General features: G+C 38.4%; 20 protein-coding genes. 11 read left to right on the forward strand and 9 right to left on the reverse strand.

What is annotated here, in order from left to right; genetic code table 11:
- Positions 1–111: 111 nt before the first annotated feature.
- Entirely contained in the window at positions 112–1,944 is a 1,833-nt protein-coding gene (gene rpsA / locus I597_RS12885) for a 30S ribosomal protein S1 (protein WP_035325118.1), read from the reverse strand.
- A 340-nt stretch (positions 1,945–2,284) separates the two neighbouring features.
- On the opposite strand from rpsA, the gene I597_RS12890 reads away from it, so the two are divergent.
- The 4 genes from I597_RS12890 (at position 2,285) to I597_RS12905 (ending at position 4,558) form a co-directional block, all read left to right on the forward strand.
- On the forward strand, positions 2,285–2,656 hold the full coding sequence (locus I597_RS12890; protein ID WP_152594943.1) for a hypothetical protein: 372 nt from the start codon (positions 2,285–2,287) through the stop codon (positions 2,654–2,656).
- A gap of 154 nt (positions 2,657–2,810) precedes the next feature.
- Positions 2,811–3,311, forward strand: a complete 501-nt coding sequence (locus I597_RS12895; RefSeq protein WP_035325120.1) for a hypothetical protein — start codon at positions 2,811–2,813, stop codon at positions 3,309–3,311.
- A 93-nt stretch (positions 3,312–3,404) separates the two neighbouring features.
- Positions 3,405–3,686, forward strand: coding sequence for a 4a-hydroxytetrahydrobiopterin dehydratase (locus I597_RS12900; RefSeq protein ID WP_035325121.1), 282 nt, complete (start codon positions 3,405–3,407; stop codon positions 3,684–3,686).
- 146 nt (positions 3,687–3,832) lie between these two features.
- Complete coding sequence (locus I597_RS12905; protein ID WP_021778575.1) at positions 3,833–4,558, forward strand: YebC/PmpR family DNA-binding transcriptional regulator; 726 nt, start codon at positions 3,833–3,835, stop codon at positions 4,556–4,558.
- Between the two features lie 134 nt (positions 4,559–4,692).
- On the opposite strand, the gene I597_RS12910 is transcribed toward I597_RS12905, so the two are convergent.
- Positions 4,693–5,736, reverse strand: coding sequence for a hypothetical protein (locus I597_RS12910; protein WP_035325122.1), 1,044 nt, complete (start codon positions 5,734–5,736; stop codon positions 4,693–4,695).
- Between the two features lie 461 nt (positions 5,737–6,197).
- Between I597_RS12910 and I597_RS12915 the strand changes: the two genes are divergently transcribed.
- Complete coding sequence (locus I597_RS12915) at positions 6,198–6,497, forward strand: hypothetical protein (protein WP_035325123.1); 300 nt, start codon at positions 6,198–6,200, stop codon at positions 6,495–6,497.
- Between the two features lie 33 nt (positions 6,498–6,530).
- Here I597_RS12915 and I597_RS12920 read toward each other — a convergent pair whose 3' ends face one another.
- The 3 genes from I597_RS12920 to porQ all read right to left on the reverse strand — a co-directional run bounded on the left by I597_RS12920 (position 6,531) and on the right by porQ (position 8,889).
- Positions 6,531–6,935, reverse strand: coding sequence for a DUF4345 domain-containing protein (locus tag I597_RS12920; RefSeq protein ID WP_035325124.1), 405 nt, complete (start codon positions 6,933–6,935; stop codon positions 6,531–6,533).
- On the reverse strand, positions 6,935–7,627 hold the full coding sequence (gene cmk, locus I597_RS12925) for a (d)CMP kinase (protein ID WP_035325125.1): 693 nt from the start codon (positions 7,625–7,627) through the stop codon (positions 6,935–6,937). The genes I597_RS12920 and cmk overlap by 1 nt, the downstream gene beginning before the upstream one ends.
- A 242-nt stretch (positions 7,628–7,869) precedes the next feature.
- Complete coding sequence (gene porQ, locus I597_RS12930) at positions 7,870–8,889, reverse strand: type IX secretion system protein PorQ (protein WP_035325126.1); 1,020 nt, start codon at positions 8,887–8,889, stop codon at positions 7,870–7,872.
- A gap of 226 nt (positions 8,890–9,115) precedes the next feature.
- On the opposite strand from porQ, the gene I597_RS12935 reads away from it, so the two are divergent.
- Both I597_RS12935 and I597_RS12940 read left to right on the forward strand, forming a co-directional pair.
- Positions 9,116–12,424: a T9SS type A sorting domain-containing protein gene (locus tag I597_RS12935; RefSeq protein WP_035325127.1), complete on the forward strand. Its 3,309-nt coding sequence runs from the start codon at positions 9,116–9,118 to the stop codon at positions 12,422–12,424.
- Between the two features lie 10 nt (positions 12,425–12,434).
- The gene (locus tag I597_RS12940) at positions 12,435–12,635 is read left to right on the forward strand and encodes a hypothetical protein (protein WP_035325128.1); all 201 of its coding nucleotides are present in this window, start codon (positions 12,435–12,437) and stop codon (positions 12,633–12,635) included.
- Positions 12,636–12,725: 90 nt separating this feature from the next.
- Here the strand turns inward: I597_RS12940 and lon are convergent, their stop codons facing one another.
- On the reverse strand, positions 12,726–15,176 hold the full coding sequence (gene lon / locus I597_RS12945; RefSeq protein WP_035325129.1) for an endopeptidase La: 2,451 nt from the start codon (positions 15,174–15,176) through the stop codon (positions 12,726–12,728).
- 344 nt (positions 15,177–15,520) lie between these two features.
- Here lon and I597_RS12950 point away from each other — a divergent pair, with 344 nt between their 5' ends.
- From I597_RS12950 to I597_RS12965, 4 genes are read left to right on the forward strand one after another with little or no spacing between them, the layout of a single operon-like run.
- Positions 15,521–16,099 (forward strand): RNA polymerase sigma factor, encoded by a 579-nt coding sequence (locus I597_RS12950; RefSeq protein ID WP_035325130.1) that lies wholly within the window; start codon positions 15,521–15,523, stop codon positions 16,097–16,099.
- Positions 16,068–16,628 carry a hypothetical protein gene (locus tag I597_RS12955; RefSeq protein WP_035325131.1) on the forward strand — a complete coding sequence of 187 codons (561 nt, stop codon included), beginning with the start codon at positions 16,068–16,070 and terminating at the stop codon, positions 16,626–16,628. The genes I597_RS12950 and I597_RS12955 overlap by 32 nt, the downstream gene beginning before the upstream one ends.
- Positions 16,629–16,649: 21 nt before the next feature.
- Positions 16,650–17,738 carry a hypothetical protein gene (locus I597_RS12960; RefSeq protein WP_035325132.1) on the forward strand — a complete coding sequence of 363 codons (1,089 nt, stop codon included), beginning with the start codon at positions 16,650–16,652 and terminating at the stop codon, positions 17,736–17,738.
- A 27-nt stretch (positions 17,739–17,765) separates the two neighbouring features.
- Complete coding sequence (locus I597_RS12965; protein ID WP_035325133.1) at positions 17,766–18,491, forward strand: head GIN domain-containing protein; 726 nt, start codon at positions 17,766–17,768, stop codon at positions 18,489–18,491.
- 61 nt (positions 18,492–18,552) lie between these two features.
- Here the strand turns inward: I597_RS12965 and I597_RS12970 are convergent, their stop codons facing one another.
- The 3 genes from I597_RS12970 to mscL all read right to left on the reverse strand — a co-directional run bounded on the left by I597_RS12970 (position 18,553) and on the right by mscL (position 21,049).
- The gene (locus tag I597_RS12970) at positions 18,553–19,392 is read right to left on the reverse strand and encodes a GIN domain-containing protein (RefSeq protein ID WP_081964973.1); all 840 of its coding nucleotides are present in this window, start codon (positions 19,390–19,392) and stop codon (positions 18,553–18,555) included.
- A 97-nt stretch (positions 19,393–19,489) separates the two neighbouring features.
- Entirely contained in the window at positions 19,490–20,548 is a 1,059-nt protein-coding gene (locus tag I597_RS12975) for a hypothetical protein (protein WP_035325135.1), read from the reverse strand.
- A 66-nt stretch (positions 20,549–20,614) separates the two neighbouring features.
- Complete coding sequence (mscL, locus tag I597_RS12980) at positions 20,615–21,049, reverse strand: large-conductance mechanosensitive channel protein MscL (protein ID WP_035325136.1); 435 nt, start codon at positions 21,047–21,049, stop codon at positions 20,615–20,617.
- Between the last annotated feature and the right edge of the window lie 54 nt (positions 21,050–21,103).

A 21,103-nucleotide genomic window follows, 5' to 3' on the forward strand; every position in this document is an offset into this window, starting at 1 on the left:
GCTTTCGCGAAAGCGTAATAAACACAAACACATCTGTTTCTAATTTACTAAAACGAAAAAAACCTCTCAATTACTTGAGAGGTTTTCTGTATTAAAAATGTGTGGTTGAGATTACTCTCCTCCTTCCATTTTCTTTTTAAGAGCTGCAAGAGCATCGTTTGCATCACCTAGTGTAGGCTTAGACTCATCTGCTTGAGCTTTAGCTTTCTTAGCTGCTTGTTTAACGATTTTTGCTTCTTCTTCTTTATGGATTACCATATGTGAAGCTACTACACGCTTGAAGTCTTTGTTGAATTCTATAATCTGGAATTCAGCCTCTTCTCCTTTTCCTAGTTTTGTACCGTCTTCTTTCTCAAGGTGACGTGTAGGAACAAATGCAGTGATATCTTCATTAAAGTCTATTGTAGCACCTTTGTCTACTATCTCTGTGATAGCAGCTGTGTGTGTTGTACCTACTTTAAACTCATCTTCATACTTATCCCAAGGGTTTGCCTCGATCTGTTTGTGTCCTAATGAAAGTTTACGTCCATCTACGTCAAGTTCAAGAACCACTACTTCTAGCTTATCTCCTACCTCACAGAATTCTGATGGGTGCTTCACTTTCTTAGTCCAAGAAAGATCTGAGATGTAAATTAATCCATCAATTCCTTCTTCTAGTTCTAAGAACACTCCAAAGTTTGTAAAGTTACGTACGATACCCTCGTGACGTGACCCTACTGGATACTTAGAAGTAATATCTGTCCAAGGATCTTGCGTAAGTTGCTTGATACCTAGGCTCATCTTACGATCTTCACGATCTAGTGTAAGAATTTGTGCATCTACTACGTCTCCTACTTTTACAAAGTCTTGAGCGCTACGTAAGTGTGTAGACCAAGACATTTCAGATACGTGTATAAGACCTTCTACTCCTTCTTCTACTTCGATAAATGCACCGTAATCTGCGATTACAACTACCTTACCTTTTACGTTATCTCCTACTTTAAGCTCGTCTCCTAAAGCTTCCCAAGGATGCTTAGAAAGTTGCTTAAGACCTAACTGGATACGTGTTTTATCCTCATCAAAGTCAAGGATTACTACGTTTAGTTTCTGATCAAGCTCAACGATTTCATTCGGGTGGTTGATACGTGACCAAGAAAGGTCTGTAATGTGTACCAGTCCATCAACACCTCCAAGATCAACAAATACACCGTAAGAAGTAATGTTTTTAACAACACCTTCAAGTACTTGTCCTTTCTCAAGCTGCCCGATGATCTCCTTCTTCTGCTCTTCGATATCTGCTTCGATAAGCGCTTTGTGAGATACTACAACGTTTTTAAACTCGTGGTTGATTTTTACAACCTTGAATTCCATAGTTTTATTTACATACTGATCGTAATCACGTATAGGCTTCACATCAATCTGTGATCCTGGTAAGAATGCTTCGATACCGAAAACATCTACGATCATACCTCCTTTAGTACGTGCTTTTACAAATCCGTTTACGATAGTTCCCTCATCGTGTGCAGCGTTAACGCGATCCCAAGCTTTGATGACACGTGCCTTACGGTGTGATAATATCAATTGCCCAGTTGCATCCTCACGTACATCGATAAGTACTTCTACTTTATCACCTACTTTAAGGTCTGGATTGTAACGAAACTCGTTAAGAGAAATTACACCTTCAGACTTTGCGTTAATGTCGATAATCGCATCACGATCAGTAATAGTAATTACTGTTCCTTCTACTACGTCGTCATCAAGAGTGTCTACAAAGTTGCTTTCTACAAGTGCTTCAAACTCTTCAAGCTGCTTGTCATCTACTGTGTCGATTCCTTCTTCGTACTTCTCCCAGTTAAAGTCTTTAAGAAATTGCTCTGGGTTTTCTTGAGCTGGAGATAGCTCAACTTTTGGTGCTGCTACTGCAGCTTCTTCCTGAACTTCAGGATTTTTTGTTTCTTCAGCCATTTGTGCTAAAATTACATCTCACTTAAAACTAGCGCTTTAAAGCGGGATGGGTTTTGTATTTTACGTTTCTCCGAAAGCTAGATAAACCAAAAAACCGTAAAAGGGTTTGTTTTGTTTTTTATAAATCCTCTGTGACAGCTTTCTAATGGTGGTCAAAAAGGTGTGCAAAAATACATCCTTTTTATTGATTTACAAAGGGGTTACAAGATAAAATATGGCGAGTTCTCTATGTGATTATTTAGATGTAAGAATTTACGTCTTGGACTATGTATTTTTATGCTTTCGCGAAAGCGTAGAACTTCTACAAATACTTGTATATTTAAAAACTCAATCAAGCCAAATGAAAGCTATCTTCTTTACTATATTCATTCTCTTTTGTGGGGCAAGCCTACATTCTCAAAATTATGACTTCCCTCCTAATGCGCAACCTGGAAAATGTTATGAACGCTGTTTTGAGTACCACAAAAAATTTACTTGGAAAGAAATAAACTGCGACACCCTTGCAATGCGAGCCGAAAAGAGCAAGACAAAACAAGCCACTATAAAAGCTCGCCAAGCCAAGATAAAACTCACAAAATATCAAGAGGAACTTAAAGACTTAGGGTATAAAGTGGAGATCACGGGTAAACTCAATAATCAAACGATTAAGGCTCACCATAAATACCTCAAAAGACAAAAAAGAAATAAAAGAAAACAGGAGCGTTCACAATAAAAATGGTAGAATTTTGAATTAACCAGACATAGTATTATTGTAGAACTTTTATCAACTTTGAGCTTTCTATCATCGTAGGTAACAAACCACCTATATTGATATTTTTTGCGCTTTCGCGAAAGCGGAAAAGAAATTAAATACACCCTCAATCCTTATGAAACAAAAAGTAACCATTCTATTATTACTTTTATCCTTCTGCACATCGCTTAATGTCTTTGGACAAGAAAATTTTAAAGAAACGGCACTGGTTAAGAATATCGTTTCTGCGCTGCAAAATCAAGATAGCAAACTAGTTATGGAAAGCCTTCCTACAAAAGATGACATCTTATATATCATACCTATGGTTAAAGCGGGAAGGCCTAATGAGAGAGTTCCAGAGGTAGATAACATTCTAACCAATTTTAAGACAGAGGCTTCCAAAGACTTTAAGGAAATCTTACGTAAGGGTACTTCTTTTGGAGTGGAGTGGGAAAATATCACATTACAAAATGTACGTTATGAGCCTCACAACGACGAAAAGATAGCTATTAAAAAAGGCCATATCATCTTGATATGTAACAGTAATGACATTGCTTTTGAAATCATATTAAGACAGTCCATTAGAATTAAGGACAAATGGACGTTAATGGATAGAATGAAGTTTAGACTACTATAATTGTATGAATGCATTAACAAAGATTTAATCGTAATAGCATTTTCGCGAAAGCGTAATTGAGTATCTTTAATACAAAACGGTAAAACTTATATTATGAAACTTACAAACGATCAGATTAAAAACAGATTAGAAGATTTTCCAGATTGGGAGTTTGATGATAACGCCATCCATACCACAATAGAGTTTGAAAACTTTAGAGAAGTATTTGCAACGATGACACGCATCGCTTTTGAGTGTGAAAAAATGGACCACCACCCTACTTGGACTAATACGTATAATGAGCTGGAAATAACGCTCAACACACACGATGCAAATGGTGTGACAGAAAAAGATTTTGATCTTGCAGCGGCAATAGACGATATTTTGGGCGCTTAAAGAACTATAAATTTTAAAGAAATCAAGCGATTTCATATTTTTACAGCGATCTGTGCAAAAGTACAGATCGTTTTTTTAGTTTATACAATTACATTTAACAAGAGATATCTGCCTTTGCAGGTATAATCACTATATCCTTTTTATATATGGGAAGAGCATTTGAGTTTAGAAAAGCACGTAAAATGAAGCGCTGGAGCGCAATGTCTAAAGCCTTTACACGTATAGGTAAAGATATCGTAATGGCGGTAAAAGAAGGAGGACCAGATCCAGACTCAAACTCAAGGCTACGTGCCGTAATACAAAATGCTAAGGCAGTAAATATGCCTAAGGATAATGTAGAGCGTGCAATAAAGCGTGCCTCAGATAAGAGTCAAGGCGATTATAAGGAGGTAATCTTTGAAGGCTACGCTCAGCACGGTATTGCAATACTTGTAGAAACCGCTACAGATAATAATACTCGTACGGTAGCAAATGTGCGTGCAGCGTTTAATAAATGTGATGGTAACTTAGGTACTTCTGGATCTGTTGTATTTATGTTTGATCACACGTGTACCTTTAGAGTAAATGCAGAGGGACAAGATGTAGATGAGATAGAACTTGAGTTTATAGACTTTGGCGCCGAGGAGGTTTTTCAAGACGAAGATGGTATACACATCTATGCCCCTTTTGAGAGCTTTGGGGCGATACAAAGCGCTCTAGAAGAAAAGGGTATTGAGATACTAGAATCTGGTTTTGACCGTATACCTCAGGTTACAAAAACACTCACACCAGAACAAGAGGCAGATGTAAATAAGCTTATAGACAAGCTAGAAGAAGATGATGATGTACAGAATGTCTTTTCAACAATGCAAGCAAACGAGGTAGAAGAATAAATCTACCAAATCATATAAAGTAAAAGGCGCATTAGATATCTAACGCGCCTTTTTTATTTTACTCCATAATGGCACAAAAAAAAGCCTCTCAGCTTTTACTGAGAGGCTTTTGTATATAATAATTGAAAATATGATTACTCGTTTAGGTATAATGAAGAAGCTCCTTCTAGTTCATTATTTACAGATGGAGTAAGATTACCTCCAGCTTGTGCGTTTGAGAAGGCAAGAATTCTTCCGCCACCGTTTGCGCGCTCTGCAATAAATACTACGTTAGATTCTGCATCATACTCAGCTGCAACTGGGTTTCCTAAAAATGTTGCGTCACCCGCTACACGTACTTGGTTACCTACTACTGCAAGTGTCTCACCGCTTGCTACACCAGCAAATTTTGAAGCATAGTCTGATATGATATGAAAAGCACCATCTGCATCATCTGTTGCGCTACCTACATCTGTAAGGATAAGGGTACCACCATCTACAGCAAGACCGTGAGTTCTTACAATACCTTCTATAGTTATTCTTTTTGTAGCTTCTACTGTAGCATCTGTTGTGTTTGAGTCTGCAAAGTTTTCGAAGATTGCTACGTCAGACGTTTTATCTACAACTGCGATAAGCGTATCTCCGTCAAACTCGATTCCCCATACAGCAAAGTTTACTGTCACTGTGTTTCTTAATGTGATAGATCCATCATCACCTCTTGAGTAGATAAATAAACGACCATCGTCTGTACTATCATCACCATCTACATCTGCATTATCTGCCACAACATAAATATTATCATTTACAGCAAGATCACGAGGACTTGATAAAGAAGCTGTACTACTTACAGATGCATTAAGAGTAATTCCAGGAACATTAAGAGAAAGGTCTCCAAAAGCTTGTATCTGTGACTCAGAGCGTGAGATCTGTATCACCTCATCATCACTACTATCATAATAGATACCCTCTGTATCTGTAGCTGCTGTCCCAAAAGTAGATGCCGTTACACTCGCTATATCTTCTACATCATATACTGTAATGTCACCACTTGTGTTACTTGTTGCAAACAGTGAGTTTTCTAATTCTAGGTTTGCAGATCCATCATCATCTGTTGTTGATAATCCGTTATCATCAGTTTCACAGGCTATAAATCCTGCAGATGCGATGAGTAGTATTCCTAATTTGCTAGTTAATTTCATAAATAAAAGATTTAATCGTTTTTAATTTCTAGCATAGTTACGCTGTGATTTGAGGTTTGGTTCTGGCAACATTACACTATTAACATTCTTTAACTTTTTAAGAAATAGGAGCTACTCTTTTTACGATAATTTAACTGAAAACTGCTCTTACGCTTTAACGATAATTTTGTGATTATTTTTTTGTGCTACGAGTCTTTAAGGTAGTTTTTACAAGTACGCTTTCGCGAAAGCGATAAAAATCCTCATCATTACTAATAATCACAAAGCCCCTATATACAGCACTTAACAGTTACTCTTCTAAAAATTACAACTTACTACCACTTTTTTTTACAAGTTTTTGTAACCTTCTGTATCACATAGTCGTATAAGATGCAGGGTAAAATCCTAGGTTGGAAAATCTGAACAATAGTGGTCGCACACGCGGCTTTTTGAATTAACAAACATTTTTAATTTACACTATTATGAAAACACTTTTTATTGCCTTATTTACACTTACTACTATTGCCTACAATACAACTTCTGAAACAGTTACAGCAACCTTTACAGGTTATAGTGATGAGACGTATTACTTTACAGATAGCGACGACCTAACTTATGCTTTTGAGTCAATAAGTGCTAAAGCTGCACAAGAATTTGACCTTACTCAAGACACTTATAAAGGACAGCAGTTTAAAATTACATTTACAACTTCTACAGAGCTTAATGAGGATGATGAGGAGTATGATATGCTCTCTATCACGGCTCTAGAGCTCGTGAAGTAAAAGAATAATTATAAAGGCTATTAATAAAAAAACCTACGATCTAGATCGTAGGTTTTTTTGTGTATAATAATTGAGATTCCACAAACCCCAAACGGTGAGTATGGCTTCTCCTATCATACCTAATCCATATTGTGGAGACCAGCCGTCTAGCAAAGTGCTTATAAGCCTGCCAGCAGTAAGACCTCCCATAAATAATACATTAAATAAAGTAGCGCGCTCCCAGTGCATAGGCTTTACAACACCATAAAGCCAGTAAACTCCTAGTGCGAGGTATACACCCATTATGGCTCTAAAGATATTTTTGAGCTCAAGATCTTGGACCTTAAATCCAAAAATATCAAACAGTATAACACTGGGGTTTGCTCCATAAACAAATGCCATCACGATTACTATGCTCGCAGAGAGTATAAGGTGGGCTTGTTTAGGAAGTTTTGACATTATATACGTTGTGCAATGCGATCTTTTGCGAGTTGTAAAATGGTATGAAACTGGTCTTCTATATTAGTTTCTGTATTATCAATCTCAATAGCATCTGCTGCTTTTACTAGTGGAGAGTCATCTCTAGTGGTATCTATGTGATCACGCTCTACTACGTTAGATAGTACAGCGTCAAAATTTACATCATCACCGCGCTCTACAAGCTCATTGTAACGTCTTTTTGCACGCTCTTCTGCACTGGCGATCATAAATATCTTAAGCTCTGCGGTAGGAAATACGACGGTGCCTATATCACGGCCGTCCATCACGATACCTTTTTCTTCACCCATACGTTGCTGCTGCTCTACTAGCTTTGCACGCACTTCTGATACGGTGGCTATAGGACTTACAAAAGAAGATACCTCTAGTGTTCTTATGTATTGCTCTACATTTTCTCCATTGAGACAGACTTCTGCTTTTCCAGAGGTGGTGTCTCTGGTAAAAGATATGTTTATGTCTTCGAGTTTTTTAATGAGAGATTCTTTATCAAAAAAACCATCAGATATAAGACCTTTACGCATTGCATAAAGTGTTACTGCTCGATACATCGCGCCGGTGTCTACATATATGTATTCTAGCCAGTCTGCTAGTTGTTTTGCTACGGTACTTTTTCCGGTTGAGGAATATCCGTCTATGGCGATGGTTATTTTCACGTATGGTGTATTTTGAGCAAAAATAGGGATTATGATTATGAGATGTAAGGAACTCTAAAAGTACTTTTAAAAGGTATATAGACACGCACAACATTGCAATTGCAAACACGCACTATCTCAAGTCTCTAGCCCCGATTGTAATGAAAATCCCGCAACAAGCGTGAGCGCCGTGAGGAATTGTAATGTAAAGCGGGTTACGCCCGTGAAGATTCAAAAATAAGTGTGTGCTCCCACAAAGAGAATTACTGCAAATCTATACCTATGCCAAAAAAGCTACTAGCGGCAGCACTATTGTAACGTGCGTAAGCATAGTTAAATCGCATCTTATTAATCTTAATACCAAAACCGGCGCTTATCCCTGCAAAGCTGCGCTGGTTTATAATGCGCAACTCCTCACTACGTCTAAAGTTATAACCTAGTCGCAGGTTAAAGCCTCCTCGTGGAAAGAGCTCTACACCCACAATGGTGTGGCGTATAACGTTATCTAGAACACCTATTTTCTCGGCAGTTGTGTTTCCGTCTAGATCTGTGGTGCCACGGGCTTCATTCTCAAAAGCTATGTTCCAGAGTTGTAAGTTTTCAAGGGTAAGGTGCCAGCGTATGGGTACATTAGGCACTATCTGGGAGATACCAGCATCTATCTCTAGTGGCAACTTCTCTATGGTATCTACATAGGGTGTAAACTGCGTGCCTATATTGCGCACTACTACGGCTGCGTTAAGATCCCAGTCTTCATAATTATAAGTTAGACCCAGGTCTATCGCTCCGCCGGCAGAGGTATACTCGGCCAGTGTGGAAGTGATGAGTTTTACATTTGCTCCTACATAAAAGTCTGTGTAAGGAATATTAATCGCATAGCCTAGCGAGAGCGCTGCCTCACTACCACCAAATTCTCCTGTTGCATTTCCGTTTTCGTCCCGCCCGTCAAAGCTCCCGTAGTTTACATACGTTATGCCGGCGTGAAGTACTTGTGTGCGTCTGTCCCATAAATAAGCATATGAGGCGGTACCATAGTTTATATCTGCAAGGTAGTTTACATAGTTTACAGAGAGCTGGTTATCCATTCTGTAATTAATATTTGCAGGGTTGTAAAGGGCAGAGTCTGGATCATAATCATAGTTTGTGATTATTTTTCCGCCCAGAGCTGCTTGCCTAGGTGATGACATTAAATTGAGAAACTGGTATGTTGCTCTCCCTCCTAACTGCCCGTAAGCAGATACTGAAGTTAGAAATAAGAGTATGTAACAAACTTTTCTCATCATACAAGGTGACAACACAATGGTAAACGATTGCAATGATAGTATATTTTGATAGGGATGGGAAATAATTACTGCTTTGTGTCACTATATACTTCAAGATATCATAGTAGTGAAGAAATATTATGAGATTACGCTTTCGCGAAAGCGCACAATTTCTTAGCAATAGCTTAATATGTAAATTGTTGATTATTTAATATTTATGTTAAATTTACAGGAAAATTCATACAAAATGGCAAGATATTTACACTTAAAAACATTTCATCTATTTGTACTGTGCTTTATTAGTTGTTCTGGAATCGTGCTAGCGCAAAACAATGCCTGGATAAACGAGTTTCATTACGATAACAATGGAGCTGACACCAATGAAAGTGTTGAAATAATTATTGAAAATCCTGGAACACTTTCAGATTATGCTGTTGTACGCTACAACGGAAATGGTGGTGTGACCTATGGTACTACATCGCTTGATGAATTTACTGCAGGACAAACTTCAGGCTCATTTACAGTTTACAGTTTTGTATTTCCATCAAATGGATTACAAAACGGACCAGATGGCTTCGCACTCACTTATGAAGGCACACTTGTTTCTGGACAATTTTTAAGTTATGAAGGAGCATTTACAGCTACAAATGGACCCGCAAATGGTATAACCTCCACAGATGTTGGGGTTGCCGAAAGTGGCTCTACACTGGCTACCGAATCTCTTCAACTTACAGGCACAGGAAGCGTTTACAACAACTTTGCTTGGAGTGGCCCATCTCAGGCTAGTCTAGGCAATTTAAATGCTGGACAAGCCATAGGAGCTGGTGCAAATATTGCGCCTGAAATTACAAACATCGTTGCATCACCAGAGGATGCAACCTCAACAGATGTTGTGACCGTGAACGCAACCATTACAGACGCTCAAGATAATATAGATAGTGCAAACTTATCGTGGGGTTTACAAGACGGTGGTCCCTATCCTAATACAATAGGATTAAACAACACTACTGGCACAACTTATGAAACAAGTACAGCAATCCCAGCACAAATGGATGGAACAACTGTTTATTATACCCTAAGCGCTACAGATGATAATGCAATGCCAGAAACAGCTGTGAGTATGCAACTTACATACACCGTAAATGATATGACCCAAGTAGGGTTTCAATTGAATGATACAAATTTTAATTATACTATAAATTTTGACACAAGTCTAACGGGTATAAATGAAGGTGGTTTTACGGGTGATGGGTTATCACCAGCACCGTCTTCAGGACAATTAGACTCAAATACTTGGCTCATAGAAGGATTAAGCGACGGAGACTCTAGTTTTGGCGATACAAATACCTCATCAGACTTTACAGGTACTGCAAACTTTGGGGCTGCAGGTAGTGGTATAAATTCTTATACTATTGCTCCAGAAGATTATGCACTCGGTTTTCAACCTGCTGGATCTGACCTTACACCGGGTATCATCGCTTTTAGATTTCAAAATAATACAGGTGAGGTTATAACTAATCTACAAGTGGCATATGATTTATATGTCTATAATGACGAACCTAGATCTAATAGTGTCACACTTGTACACGGTACTGAAACAGATCTCACAAACTCAAGTTTAAGCACTCCAGGCGAGGTATACCTTAACAGTCCTGAGGTAGATGACCTTTCTCCAAGCGCTCTAAAATCTGTACTTACCTACGATATAAATACGAATGCTGCTGGTGATGCAACCTTAAATATAGCACCTGGTGAGACGTACATCATAGCTTGGCAAACTGATGATGTCTCTGGAGGTGGTAGTAGAGATGAGTTTGCAATAGATAATATACAATTCAAGGCAAACGCAACAACTCCCGGTTTCAGTTTTATAGGGGGACCTGTAGAAAATTTAATTCTAGGTACCAATTATACAATTCTTAATGAAACAGATCTCTTTAATGAATTACGTGTTGTAGCGGGTACATTACAAACTAACAATAACTTAACGCTACGAAGTACTGCAGATCAACAAGCTTATACTGGTGCATTTACAAATGGGGCGACAGTAGTAGGAGATGTTACAGTAGAAAAATATATCCCTGGTGAACGTGCTTTTAGAATACTATCTAGCCCAGTACACACGAGTTCTACCATACAGGCAAACTGGCAAGAGGGTGCCACCAGCGCAACTCAAGACCCAAATCCAGGTTACGGTATACATATAACTGGTAGTGAAACTGGTGCAAACGGTTTTGACGCATCACCTTCTGGTAATGCTTCTGCTTTTACTCTTAATAACGCAACTCAAGCCTTTGAACCTATACCAAATACCAATATAGATGTGCTCGAAGCTGGTAAACCTTTTCTTATATTAATACGTGGTAGTAGAGCAATAGACGTTACAGATAATGAAGCTATGGCAGACGATACGGTACTTAGAACTACCGGAACACTAGAACTCGACGCTGTTACACAATCTTTTACAACTACAGCGGCAACGCAAGATGCTTCTGGAGGTGACGGTACATTTTTCCTTTTTGGCAATCCTTTTGCGAGAACTGTAGATATGAATGCTGTTTTTAATGGAGATGCTACTAATGGTGCACAACAAAACCTTAACCCTAATTTTTACTACATATTTGATCCTCAAATAAACGGCGATAATGGGCGCGGTGGTTATGTAACTATAGATTTATCTAACGGAAGTAATAATACAACTGGAGTATCTGCTGCAAATGGTTCACTACAAGCATACCAAGGTGGCTTTGCTCAAATAGTAGATAATACACCTGGCACACTTACGAGTATCACCTTTGGAGAAAATGCCGAAGGGCCAACCGGTGAATCTCAGACAAACACCTTCTATTCAAACACGATACCGGCTATCATAGCAGGTAAGCTCTCACGTGTAGAAAGTGGCATATCAATATTTTCTGATGGATTTAAAGTTACAGCTAGTAGTGACTACACATCTCAGGTAGATTTATATGATGCGCAAAAACTAGCAAACCTAGATGAAAATATTGCCATAGCAGTAGATGATCATTTGCTCGCCATAGAAAAACGAGACGCGTTTACCGAAAACACTGTGGTGCAATTACACATAGATAATTATAGGTTTGCCAATTATGAGCTAGAGCTTACTCTAGATAATGTAGAGATTCCGTCATATCTGCACGACAGATATTTAGACACCGTATCACTACTAGAAAGTGGTGAAAACCATATAGCCTTTACAATATCTGACAATGAGCAGAGCAGTGCTGCAGATCGTTTTGCTATTATTTTTAATAGTGAACCTCTAGCAACTGAGACATACCCAACAAATGAATTATTAATAGCTCCAAATCCGTTTAATGATAATGGATTTACAATACGCATCCCAGATGCTACAACTACAACTGCGACAGTGCAAATAGTAAATGTGCTAGGTCAAATTGCATATCAAGCTCAAGAGACACTTATAAATAATGAGATTACTATCTCAAAAGTAGATGCACTCCCTACTGGAATTTACTATGTAAAAGTAAAAAGTGGAACAATGACCGCAGCACGTAAACTGATTAAAAACTAAAAAGAAAATTATGAAAATTACACATAAATATATCACCCGAGTTTTAGCTATTGCTTTGTTTTGCTTTTGCTTTCAGAGTGCACAAGCTCAAATCTCTTTTCCAGATAACGTAAATGATGAAGCTCCTGCGGCTCCCATAAATGGACTCATTGCACTTGGCCTTGTGGCTGGAGCTGCCCTGGGACTTAAAAAAACCAATAAAGATTTATAATAGCTAGAGAACTATAAAAAGGGAACCTATTTTTAGGTTCCCTTTTTTATTTACGCTTTCGCGAAAGCGGTCTTATTTATAGTCTCAAGTTTATAACTTCTTTGCGTTTTTAACCTTTTGCTTAGTAAGAGCAAGTTCTAATACCTCACTCATATCTTTTACATAGTGGAACGTAAGACCTTTTAAGTAATCTGGCTTTATCTCTTCTATGTCGCGACGGTTTTGCTCACAAAGTAAGATTTCTTTAATTTTTGCACGCTTTGCAGCAAGAATCTTTTCTTTGATTCCTCCTACTGGTAATACTTTACCTCGCAGGGTTATCTCACCTGTCATTGCGATGCTCTTCTTGACTTTGCGTTGTGTAAATAATGATACTAGAGAGGTAAGCATTGTGATACCTGCACTAGGGCCATCCTTAGGAGTCGCTCCTTCTGGCACGTGAATGTGTACGTCATAGCTGTCAAATATTTTTGAATCTAGACCAAGAAGCTCTGCATTTGCCTTTATGTACTCCATTGCTATAGTAGCACTCTCCTTCATTACCTTACCAAGGTTACCTGTGATAGATAGTGTTCCTTTTCCTTTTGATAAGGCAGACTCTATAAATAAAATATCACCACCTACACGTGTCCAGGCAAGACCTGTTACTACTCCAGCAACATCATTATTTTCATACTTGTCACGCTCCATTCTAGGAGATCCTAAAACTTCTATGATGTCTTCATTAGAAACTTTTACGTTATACTCCTCCTCCATTGCAAGATTTTTAGCACCGTAGCGCACCATCTTTGCAACTTGCTTCTCAAGACCACGCACTCCAGACTCACGTGTGTACCCCTCAACAATTTTTTCTAGTTGTGGCTTTGCTATCTTAAGCTGCTCTGGTGTCATACCGTGCTCCTTAAGTTGCTTAGGTAATAAGTGTCTCTTTGCAATCTCTGTCTTTTCTTCTATAGTATAACCTGTTACATTTATAATCTCCATACGATCGCGTAATGCTGGCTGTATGGTATTAAGGCTATTTGAGGTCGCGATAAACATTACCTTAGAAAGGTCAAACCCCATCTCAAGGAAGTTATCGTGAAACTCACTATTCTGCTCTGGGTCAAGCACTTCTAGTAATGCAGAAGATGGATCTCCTTGACTCCCCATACTTAACTTATCTATCTCATCTAGCACAAAAACTGGGTTACTAGTACCCGCCTTACGAAGGCTTTGTATAATGCGCCCTGGCATTGCTCCTATATAGGTCTTTCTGTGACCACGTATCTCAGACTCGTCACGCATACCACCTAGACTCATACGTATGTACTCACGCCCAAGTGCCTCGGCAACAGATTTACCTAATGAAGTTTTACCCACACCTGGAGGTCCGTAAAGACAGAGTATAGGTGACTTCATATCATTACGTAATTTTAATACCGCTAGGTATTCTATAATACGACGCTTTACATCATCAAGACCATAGTGATCACGGTCTAAGATTTTCATAGCACGTTTTAAATGAAATTTATCTTCACTAAACTCGTTCCAAGGAAGGTCTAAAAAGAGGTCAAGATAGTTGCGCTGTATGCTATACTCCGCTACTTGGGGATTCATACGTTGCATTTTAGAAAGCTCTTTCTTAAAATGCTTTTCTACTTTTTCTCCCCATTTTTTTGTCTTTGCACGCTCGCGCATCTCTTCAAGATCATCCTCAGAGGTAGATCCTCCTAGTTCTTCTTGAATGGTCTTCATTTGCTGGTGCAAGAAGTACTCGCGCTGCTGCTGGCTCATATCATTTTGAACCTTGTTTTGAATATCATTTTTGAGCTCCAGCTTCTGGCGCTCCATATCCATAAACTTAAGCGTCTCGATAGCGCGCTTATGTAAATCGTTTATGTGAAGTAATTCCTGCTTCTCAGCCACCGTGAGATTCATATTAGAACTCACAAAGTTTATTAAGAAAGAATCGCTCTGTATGTTTTTTATTGCAAAAGATGCCTCAGATGGGATATTTGGCGAGTCTTGAATAATTTTAAGAGCAAGATCTTTTATAGAGTCTATCGCAGCCTTAAATTCTTGACTTCCTTTATCTGGACGTGTTTCTGGAAATTCTTTTATCGTGGCTCTTAAGTAAGGTTCGGTTTGAGTCACTTCATTAATCTCAAAGCGTTTTTTACCTTGTATGATTACGGTTACATTACCGTCAGGCATTTTAAGAACACGCAGTATACGTGCTACCACGCCTACTTTATTTATATCATCTGCCGTAGGGTTTTCTACAGACTCATCTTTTTGAGCTACTACACCTACTACCTTTCCTCCTTTATTTGCCTCGTCTATAAGTTTTATAGAGGTGTCTCTTCCTGCCGAAATAGGAATCACAACTCCAGGAAACAGTACCGTATTACGTAAAGGTAATATCGCTAGACTTTCTGGGAGCTCTTCATTATTAATCGCCTCCTCATCTTCTGGGGTCATTAAAGGGATAAGCTCTGCATCTCCATCTATCTCTTGCAGTGACAATCTGTCTAATGTTGTAAATTTTGGTTTTGCCATATAATATATGTGTCACAATGTCGGGTATTGCTACGCTCATTATGACTATCTAAGTATTACTATTCTATTAAAATCGGCGAGTGACGCTGTAATGTATGGTATATAGTCACTCACAATTACTATAAGTCAATTCTTATGCCAAGTGAAGTACGCTTTCGCGAAAATGTAAACCACAACCCTTATCTTTCCTTAATAGTTATAATAAAACCTTTGGCCACAAGAACCATCTTTAGGGAGACTAGCCCGCTAGTGGTCAAAAGGAGAATCAAGAAAATAAAATAAATTTTTCACGAAAGTGTAACAACTTAAAAATTACCACATCTTTACTATAGAATTAACCAAAAGTGAATTTTACCAACCATCAAATAACCGATCTATTATCACTATGCCAGCAAGGTGAGCAGGGTGCACAAATGGAAGTTTACAATCGCTACTACAAGGCGATGTATAACACCTCATTGCGCATTGTAAAACACGAAGCAGAAGCAGAAGATATTATGCAAGAGTCCTTCTTAAGTGCTTTTACAAAACTAGACAGCTACAAGGGTGAGGCGTCTTTTGGGAGTTGGTTAAAACGTATCGTTGTAAATAATAGCCTCAATGCTTACAATAAAAGTAAGCGACTAGATGAAACGTCTATAGATGACCATCTATATAAAATAGAAGACGATGCGGCCGGTGTAGCAGAGATGGATCTCTCTAGTGTACGTGCTCAAGAAGTGGTAAACGCAATGAGTGAACTAAAAGATAATTATAGACAGTCACTGTCATTACATCTTATAGAGGGTTATGACTATGAAGAAATGAGTGAAATAATGAATGTAAGCTATGCAAACTGCAGAACGATGGTGTCTAGAGCAAAAGACAGCTTACGAAGAATTTTAAATAAAAATGAAAAAGGAACCTATAGATCAAGTATTTAAGCGCCTAGAAGGCAAGCTAGATACAGCTGCACCTAGTGCAGATCACAAAGCAAACTTTCTTGCAAAGTTACAGGCGCAAGCTGCTCCCGTAACTCCAGAGAAAGAAACTAAAGTCATAAAGTGGATGCGTCCTCTTTTTATAGCAGCGAGTATGCTCTTGCTTGCCGGAGTCATCTTTACTCAGTTTAATACGAGCTCGAGTGATAAGGAACTTGCAGATGTATCTCCAGAGATGCAAGAAACTCAAGACTTCTTTACAAAGACTATAGAACGAGAGCTTTTTGACATTAAAGAAAAGATGACTCCAGAAAATCAAGCTATGGTAGAAGATGCCATAAGCCAGCTGGAAGTACTAGAACAGCAGTATGATAAACTTAAAGTTGACCTTTCTGAGAGTGGTGAAGATAAGCGTGTGATCTACGCTATGATAGACAACTTCCAGAACCGCATTGACCTCCTACAAAATGTAGTAGAACAAATGAAAGCCATCGAAGAATTAAGAAAAATCGAAAAAGCAGTAATGCTCTAGTTACTTAAATTATAACAGACTATGAAGACTAAAATTACACACATCCTTCTCTTTGTACTCGCTATGCCTCTTATGGTGATGGCAAGTGACAACTACCCTAAAGGGAAGTATACAAAAGAGAAAAGAATCAAAAAAGAATATAACGTAAATGCAGATGCAAAACTCGTTATAGATAACTCATACGGTAATGTAAATATGGTAAGCTGGAATGAAAACCGTATTGTCATAGAAGTGCTTGTAAAAACTAATGGAAATGATGAAGAGCGCGTGCAAGAAAAGCTAGATGAGATAGATGTACGTTTTGAAGGCTCTCCATCTTATGTAAGTGCTAAGACTAATTTTGAGAGAAGTAGCAGTCGCTCGTGGTGGAATAGCTGGAAAAACAATAACGTAAATATGGAAATTAATTACACCATAAAACTCCCAGCTACTAATATGATAGATATAAGCAATGATTACGGGGGTATAAGCCTTGACCGTCTTGAGGGCAATGCAAAAATAAACTGTGACTATGGTAAAATTACTATAGGCGAGTTACTTGCAGAGGATAACTACCTCAACTTTGACTACACAAAAAATAGTACCATCTCTTATATGAGAAGTGGGCGCATTAATGCAGACTACTCAAGCTTTATGTTAGAACGTGGTGGCGATATAGAACTCAATGCAGATTATACAAAGTCTGAATTTGGAAAAATTGAAAATCTCAACTACAACTGTGATTATGGATCTGTAAAAACGACAGAAAGTAATGACATAATAGGTCGTGGTGATTACCTCTCTGCAAAGATAGGAGTTGTACACGGCGACTTAAATATTAATGCAGATTATGGTAGTATACGTGTAGAAGAACTCGCTAGTGATGCTGGTGATGTCGTGATACAAAGCGATTATACAGGTATAAAAGTGGGATACAGCCCTGCTTATGATTTTACCTTTAATATAAAACTTGAGTATGCAGGCTTAAGCGGTAAGGATGAGCTTACTTTTAATGTAGAGCGTGTAGAATCTTCAGACAAATATTATGAAGGGTACAAAGGGTCATCTTCAACTAACAACAACATAAACATCAACTCAGAGTATGGGGGTGTTACATTATTTAAAAACTAAATTCAATCATCAACTAAACAATCTATTATGAAAAAATTAATCACACTCAGCTTAGTCCTTTTTGCAAGTACTCAAATACACGCACAATGGTGGGGAAAAAGCGTAAAAGGTAATGGCGAACTAGAAACTATAACTCGTAACGTAGGTGACTATAATGAGATAAGCGTTGCTGGCTTTTTTGACGTAACACTCGTTGCCGGTAATGAAGGAGAGCTTATTATTGAAGGAGAGAGTAACCTACTTGAATATATTGAGACAGAAGTAGATGGTGACAGACTTACTATCAAGGTAAAAAATAAGCAAAACCTAAAAACGAGCTGGGGAAAAGATATTAAAATACGAGTGCCTTTTAGAGATTTAAACCAAGTATCATTATCTGGATCTGGCGAGATTATGAGTACAGATGTTATCAAAGCAAATAACTTTAGAGTTTCAGTATCTGGTTCTGGTGATATAAATCTTGTAGTAGAAGCTAGCAGCACAGAGAGTCGTGTTACTGGATCTGGTGATTTGGTATTACGAGGTAGCACAAGAGATCACGAGACAAGTGTAACGGGATCTGGAGATCTTGAAGCAGGACGCTTTAAAGCAGATAATGTAGATGCAAAGGTTACAGGGTCTGGAGATATAAGAGTGAGCTGTGATAAAAGCATACGCGCTCGAGTAACAGGGTCTGGAGATATAGAATATGTAGGTAACCCTACTAAGCAAGACACAAAGGTTTCTGGATCTGGAGATATCTCTAGAGGATAAAACTATTTTGTCCCAAATACAATAAAAGCCCTCTTGCGAGGGCTTTTTTACTTATAACATATTACAGTTCTTTCTTAAGTAGTCTCGCGGTACCAGAAAATCGTTCTACTATAATTTTTGGCTCGCCATAAAGTTGTACCATACTCTTATCTGAAAGGTCAAGTGTTACCTTCTCATCTACACTTAGCGTCACGCTACCGCTTTCTCTTCCTACTATCTGCACTATGTCTGCATCAAAGGAGAGTCCTTTACATTGAGCGGTTTCATTTACTGTAAAAGTAGCTTCACTAGCATTTCCTGTAAACGCTATATCAGATCTTCCTGAAGCTATTATTGAGAGTTTTACGGTGTTTATATCCGCTTTCGCGAAAGCGTTATCACTTAAATTAATACGTATATCGTCTCCAGTGTAATCTATCTCAAACTTTGAGTTGCCGTTTGCCATAATATCTGCCTCTCTCGTTTTGAGCTCACCGTTGAAACGACTTCCATCCAGAAAACTACCCGTAAACATATCTCCCTCTATGGCTGTAGATACAAAGGCACTACTTTTTGAATCTAAACTTACTGCGCTCAGGACTGTGTATCGCACAGTGATGTTAAGTCTTTTTGCACTTCGTATATCCTTTAGGGTTGAGACCACTAGTAGGCTATCTTTAATGTCAAAATCTATAAGTTCAACCAGGTTATCATCCATCTCTAGGTCATAACCGGTTTTAGAATCTGCCATAAGTGTCACCTCTAGGCCATCTGTTACCTTGATTGCGGTAAAGCCATCTAGTCTCTCAGAAACATCTATAACATTACGACTACCTTTTACTCGCTCGCGTTGTGCAGCGACACTTGTAGTTACAACCAGAAGTATTGCAACCACAAAACTCTTTATATATCTATTCTTCATAATAATAAAAGTACAATAAATGAGCCATCATTAATAACCGCACATAAAAAAAGCATCTGGTTACAGATGCTCTTTAAAAATATGTCGTTTATGGATACTAATAGGCAATATTAATAACTCCATCTAATGTGAGTACTTCTTCGTTATCTGGGTTTGTAAATGCTCCAGAAAAGGTTCCTACGATTGTAGTACCATCGTTTGCCGTAATTGTATTAATAAAAGGTGATGTCCCTCCAGGTGCTGCAGTAAGTACTACACCATCTATAGTAATAAGTGTGTTTTGCATCACATTATCTCCAGTTTGTTGTAATACAATATCAAAAGTAAAGGTGTCGCCAGTATCTGTATCTGTTGCTACAACGCTTAAAAGAGAACCATTTATAGTTACTACTGCATTATCAAAGTTTGTAAACGTTCCTCCTATAGTTCCATACACCGGTCCATCATCTTCTGGTGGGCTACAATCTCCTAGCTCTTGAACAATTGCATCTAGACTTCCATCTGGATCTCCACAAGCTGTAATCTGTTCTTGCAGTGCAAATGAGTAATCTGCACAGGCAGCCGTATAAGCATCACTATCTTGAGGATCTACTGCGTTAAATATTTCTTGAGCTTCTGCTGTTGCAATTTCGGCAGCGGCACAATCTCCACCACAGTTAAGACTATCTATAGTTGCTTGCAAACTACCATTTGCATCTCCGCACGCTTCTATTTGTGCGCTTAACGCGGCGCTATATGCAAGGCATAATTGCTCTTCATTTTCAGCTGTAGCATTGTTAAGTGCCTCCAGCGCTGCCTCTGCAGCTAGCTCTGCTTGTAAGCACGGGTCTGGTGTTGTACAATCGCCTAGCGTAGTAAGTATGGATTGTAGCTCTCCAGAACTATCACCGCATATTTCTATAGTTGCCTCAAGTGCAAGCGCATAGGTCGTACAGGCCTGTGTATAATTTGCTTCAGAAGATGAAGCAAATACTGCTTGTGAAGTTTGCAATACATCAAATGCTGTTTCACACGTATCACTATCTGGATCTGTCTCTCCAGGCTCAGAACCATCTCCGGTTACAGAAAACTCGCCCTCTAGTTGTTCATCATCACAAGAGATTACTGTGACTGAGGCTAGCATTATAAATAAGAGTAGGTAGTGTAACTTTTTCATCGATGTAGGATTTTGTGAACCTTAAACGCAAACATAAACATTTTATTGGACTGTTATACAAGCAATTTATGACTCCTTATGTGATCTAAGAATCTTGTTTTGCTCTTGCATTAGGTGTTCAATATTTGCTAAGAGTTCAATGTTTTTTGGTGTTTTTTCTTCCGTGTTTTTTGGGTCCTCAGATTTTTCTTTAAATCTGTTAATCCCTTTTATGACTATAAATATAGTCAAAGCTATGATAACAAAATCTATCCCCACCTCTATGAGCTCACCATAGCCTATCGCAACTACATCTGCCTCATTTTCGGCATCTCGTAAAATGTACTTACGCTCTCGTAGGTTTATGCCATCGGTAAGTAAAGAAAGTGGTGGCATTACCACCTTCTTTACAATGGTATTTACCACATTATTAAAAGCAGTACCTATGATGATACCCACTGCCATATCTACCATATTACCTTTTACGGCAAAATCTTTAAATTCTTGTATAAAACTCTTCATAGTATATAAATATTAGAAAAACGCTTCAAGCCATTCTAGACCGTTTAATAAACA

The organism is Dokdonia donghaensis DSW-1, from assembly GCF_001653755.1.
Lineage (GTDB): Bacteria > Bacteroidota > Bacteroidia > Flavobacteriales > Flavobacteriaceae > Dokdonia > Dokdonia donghaensis.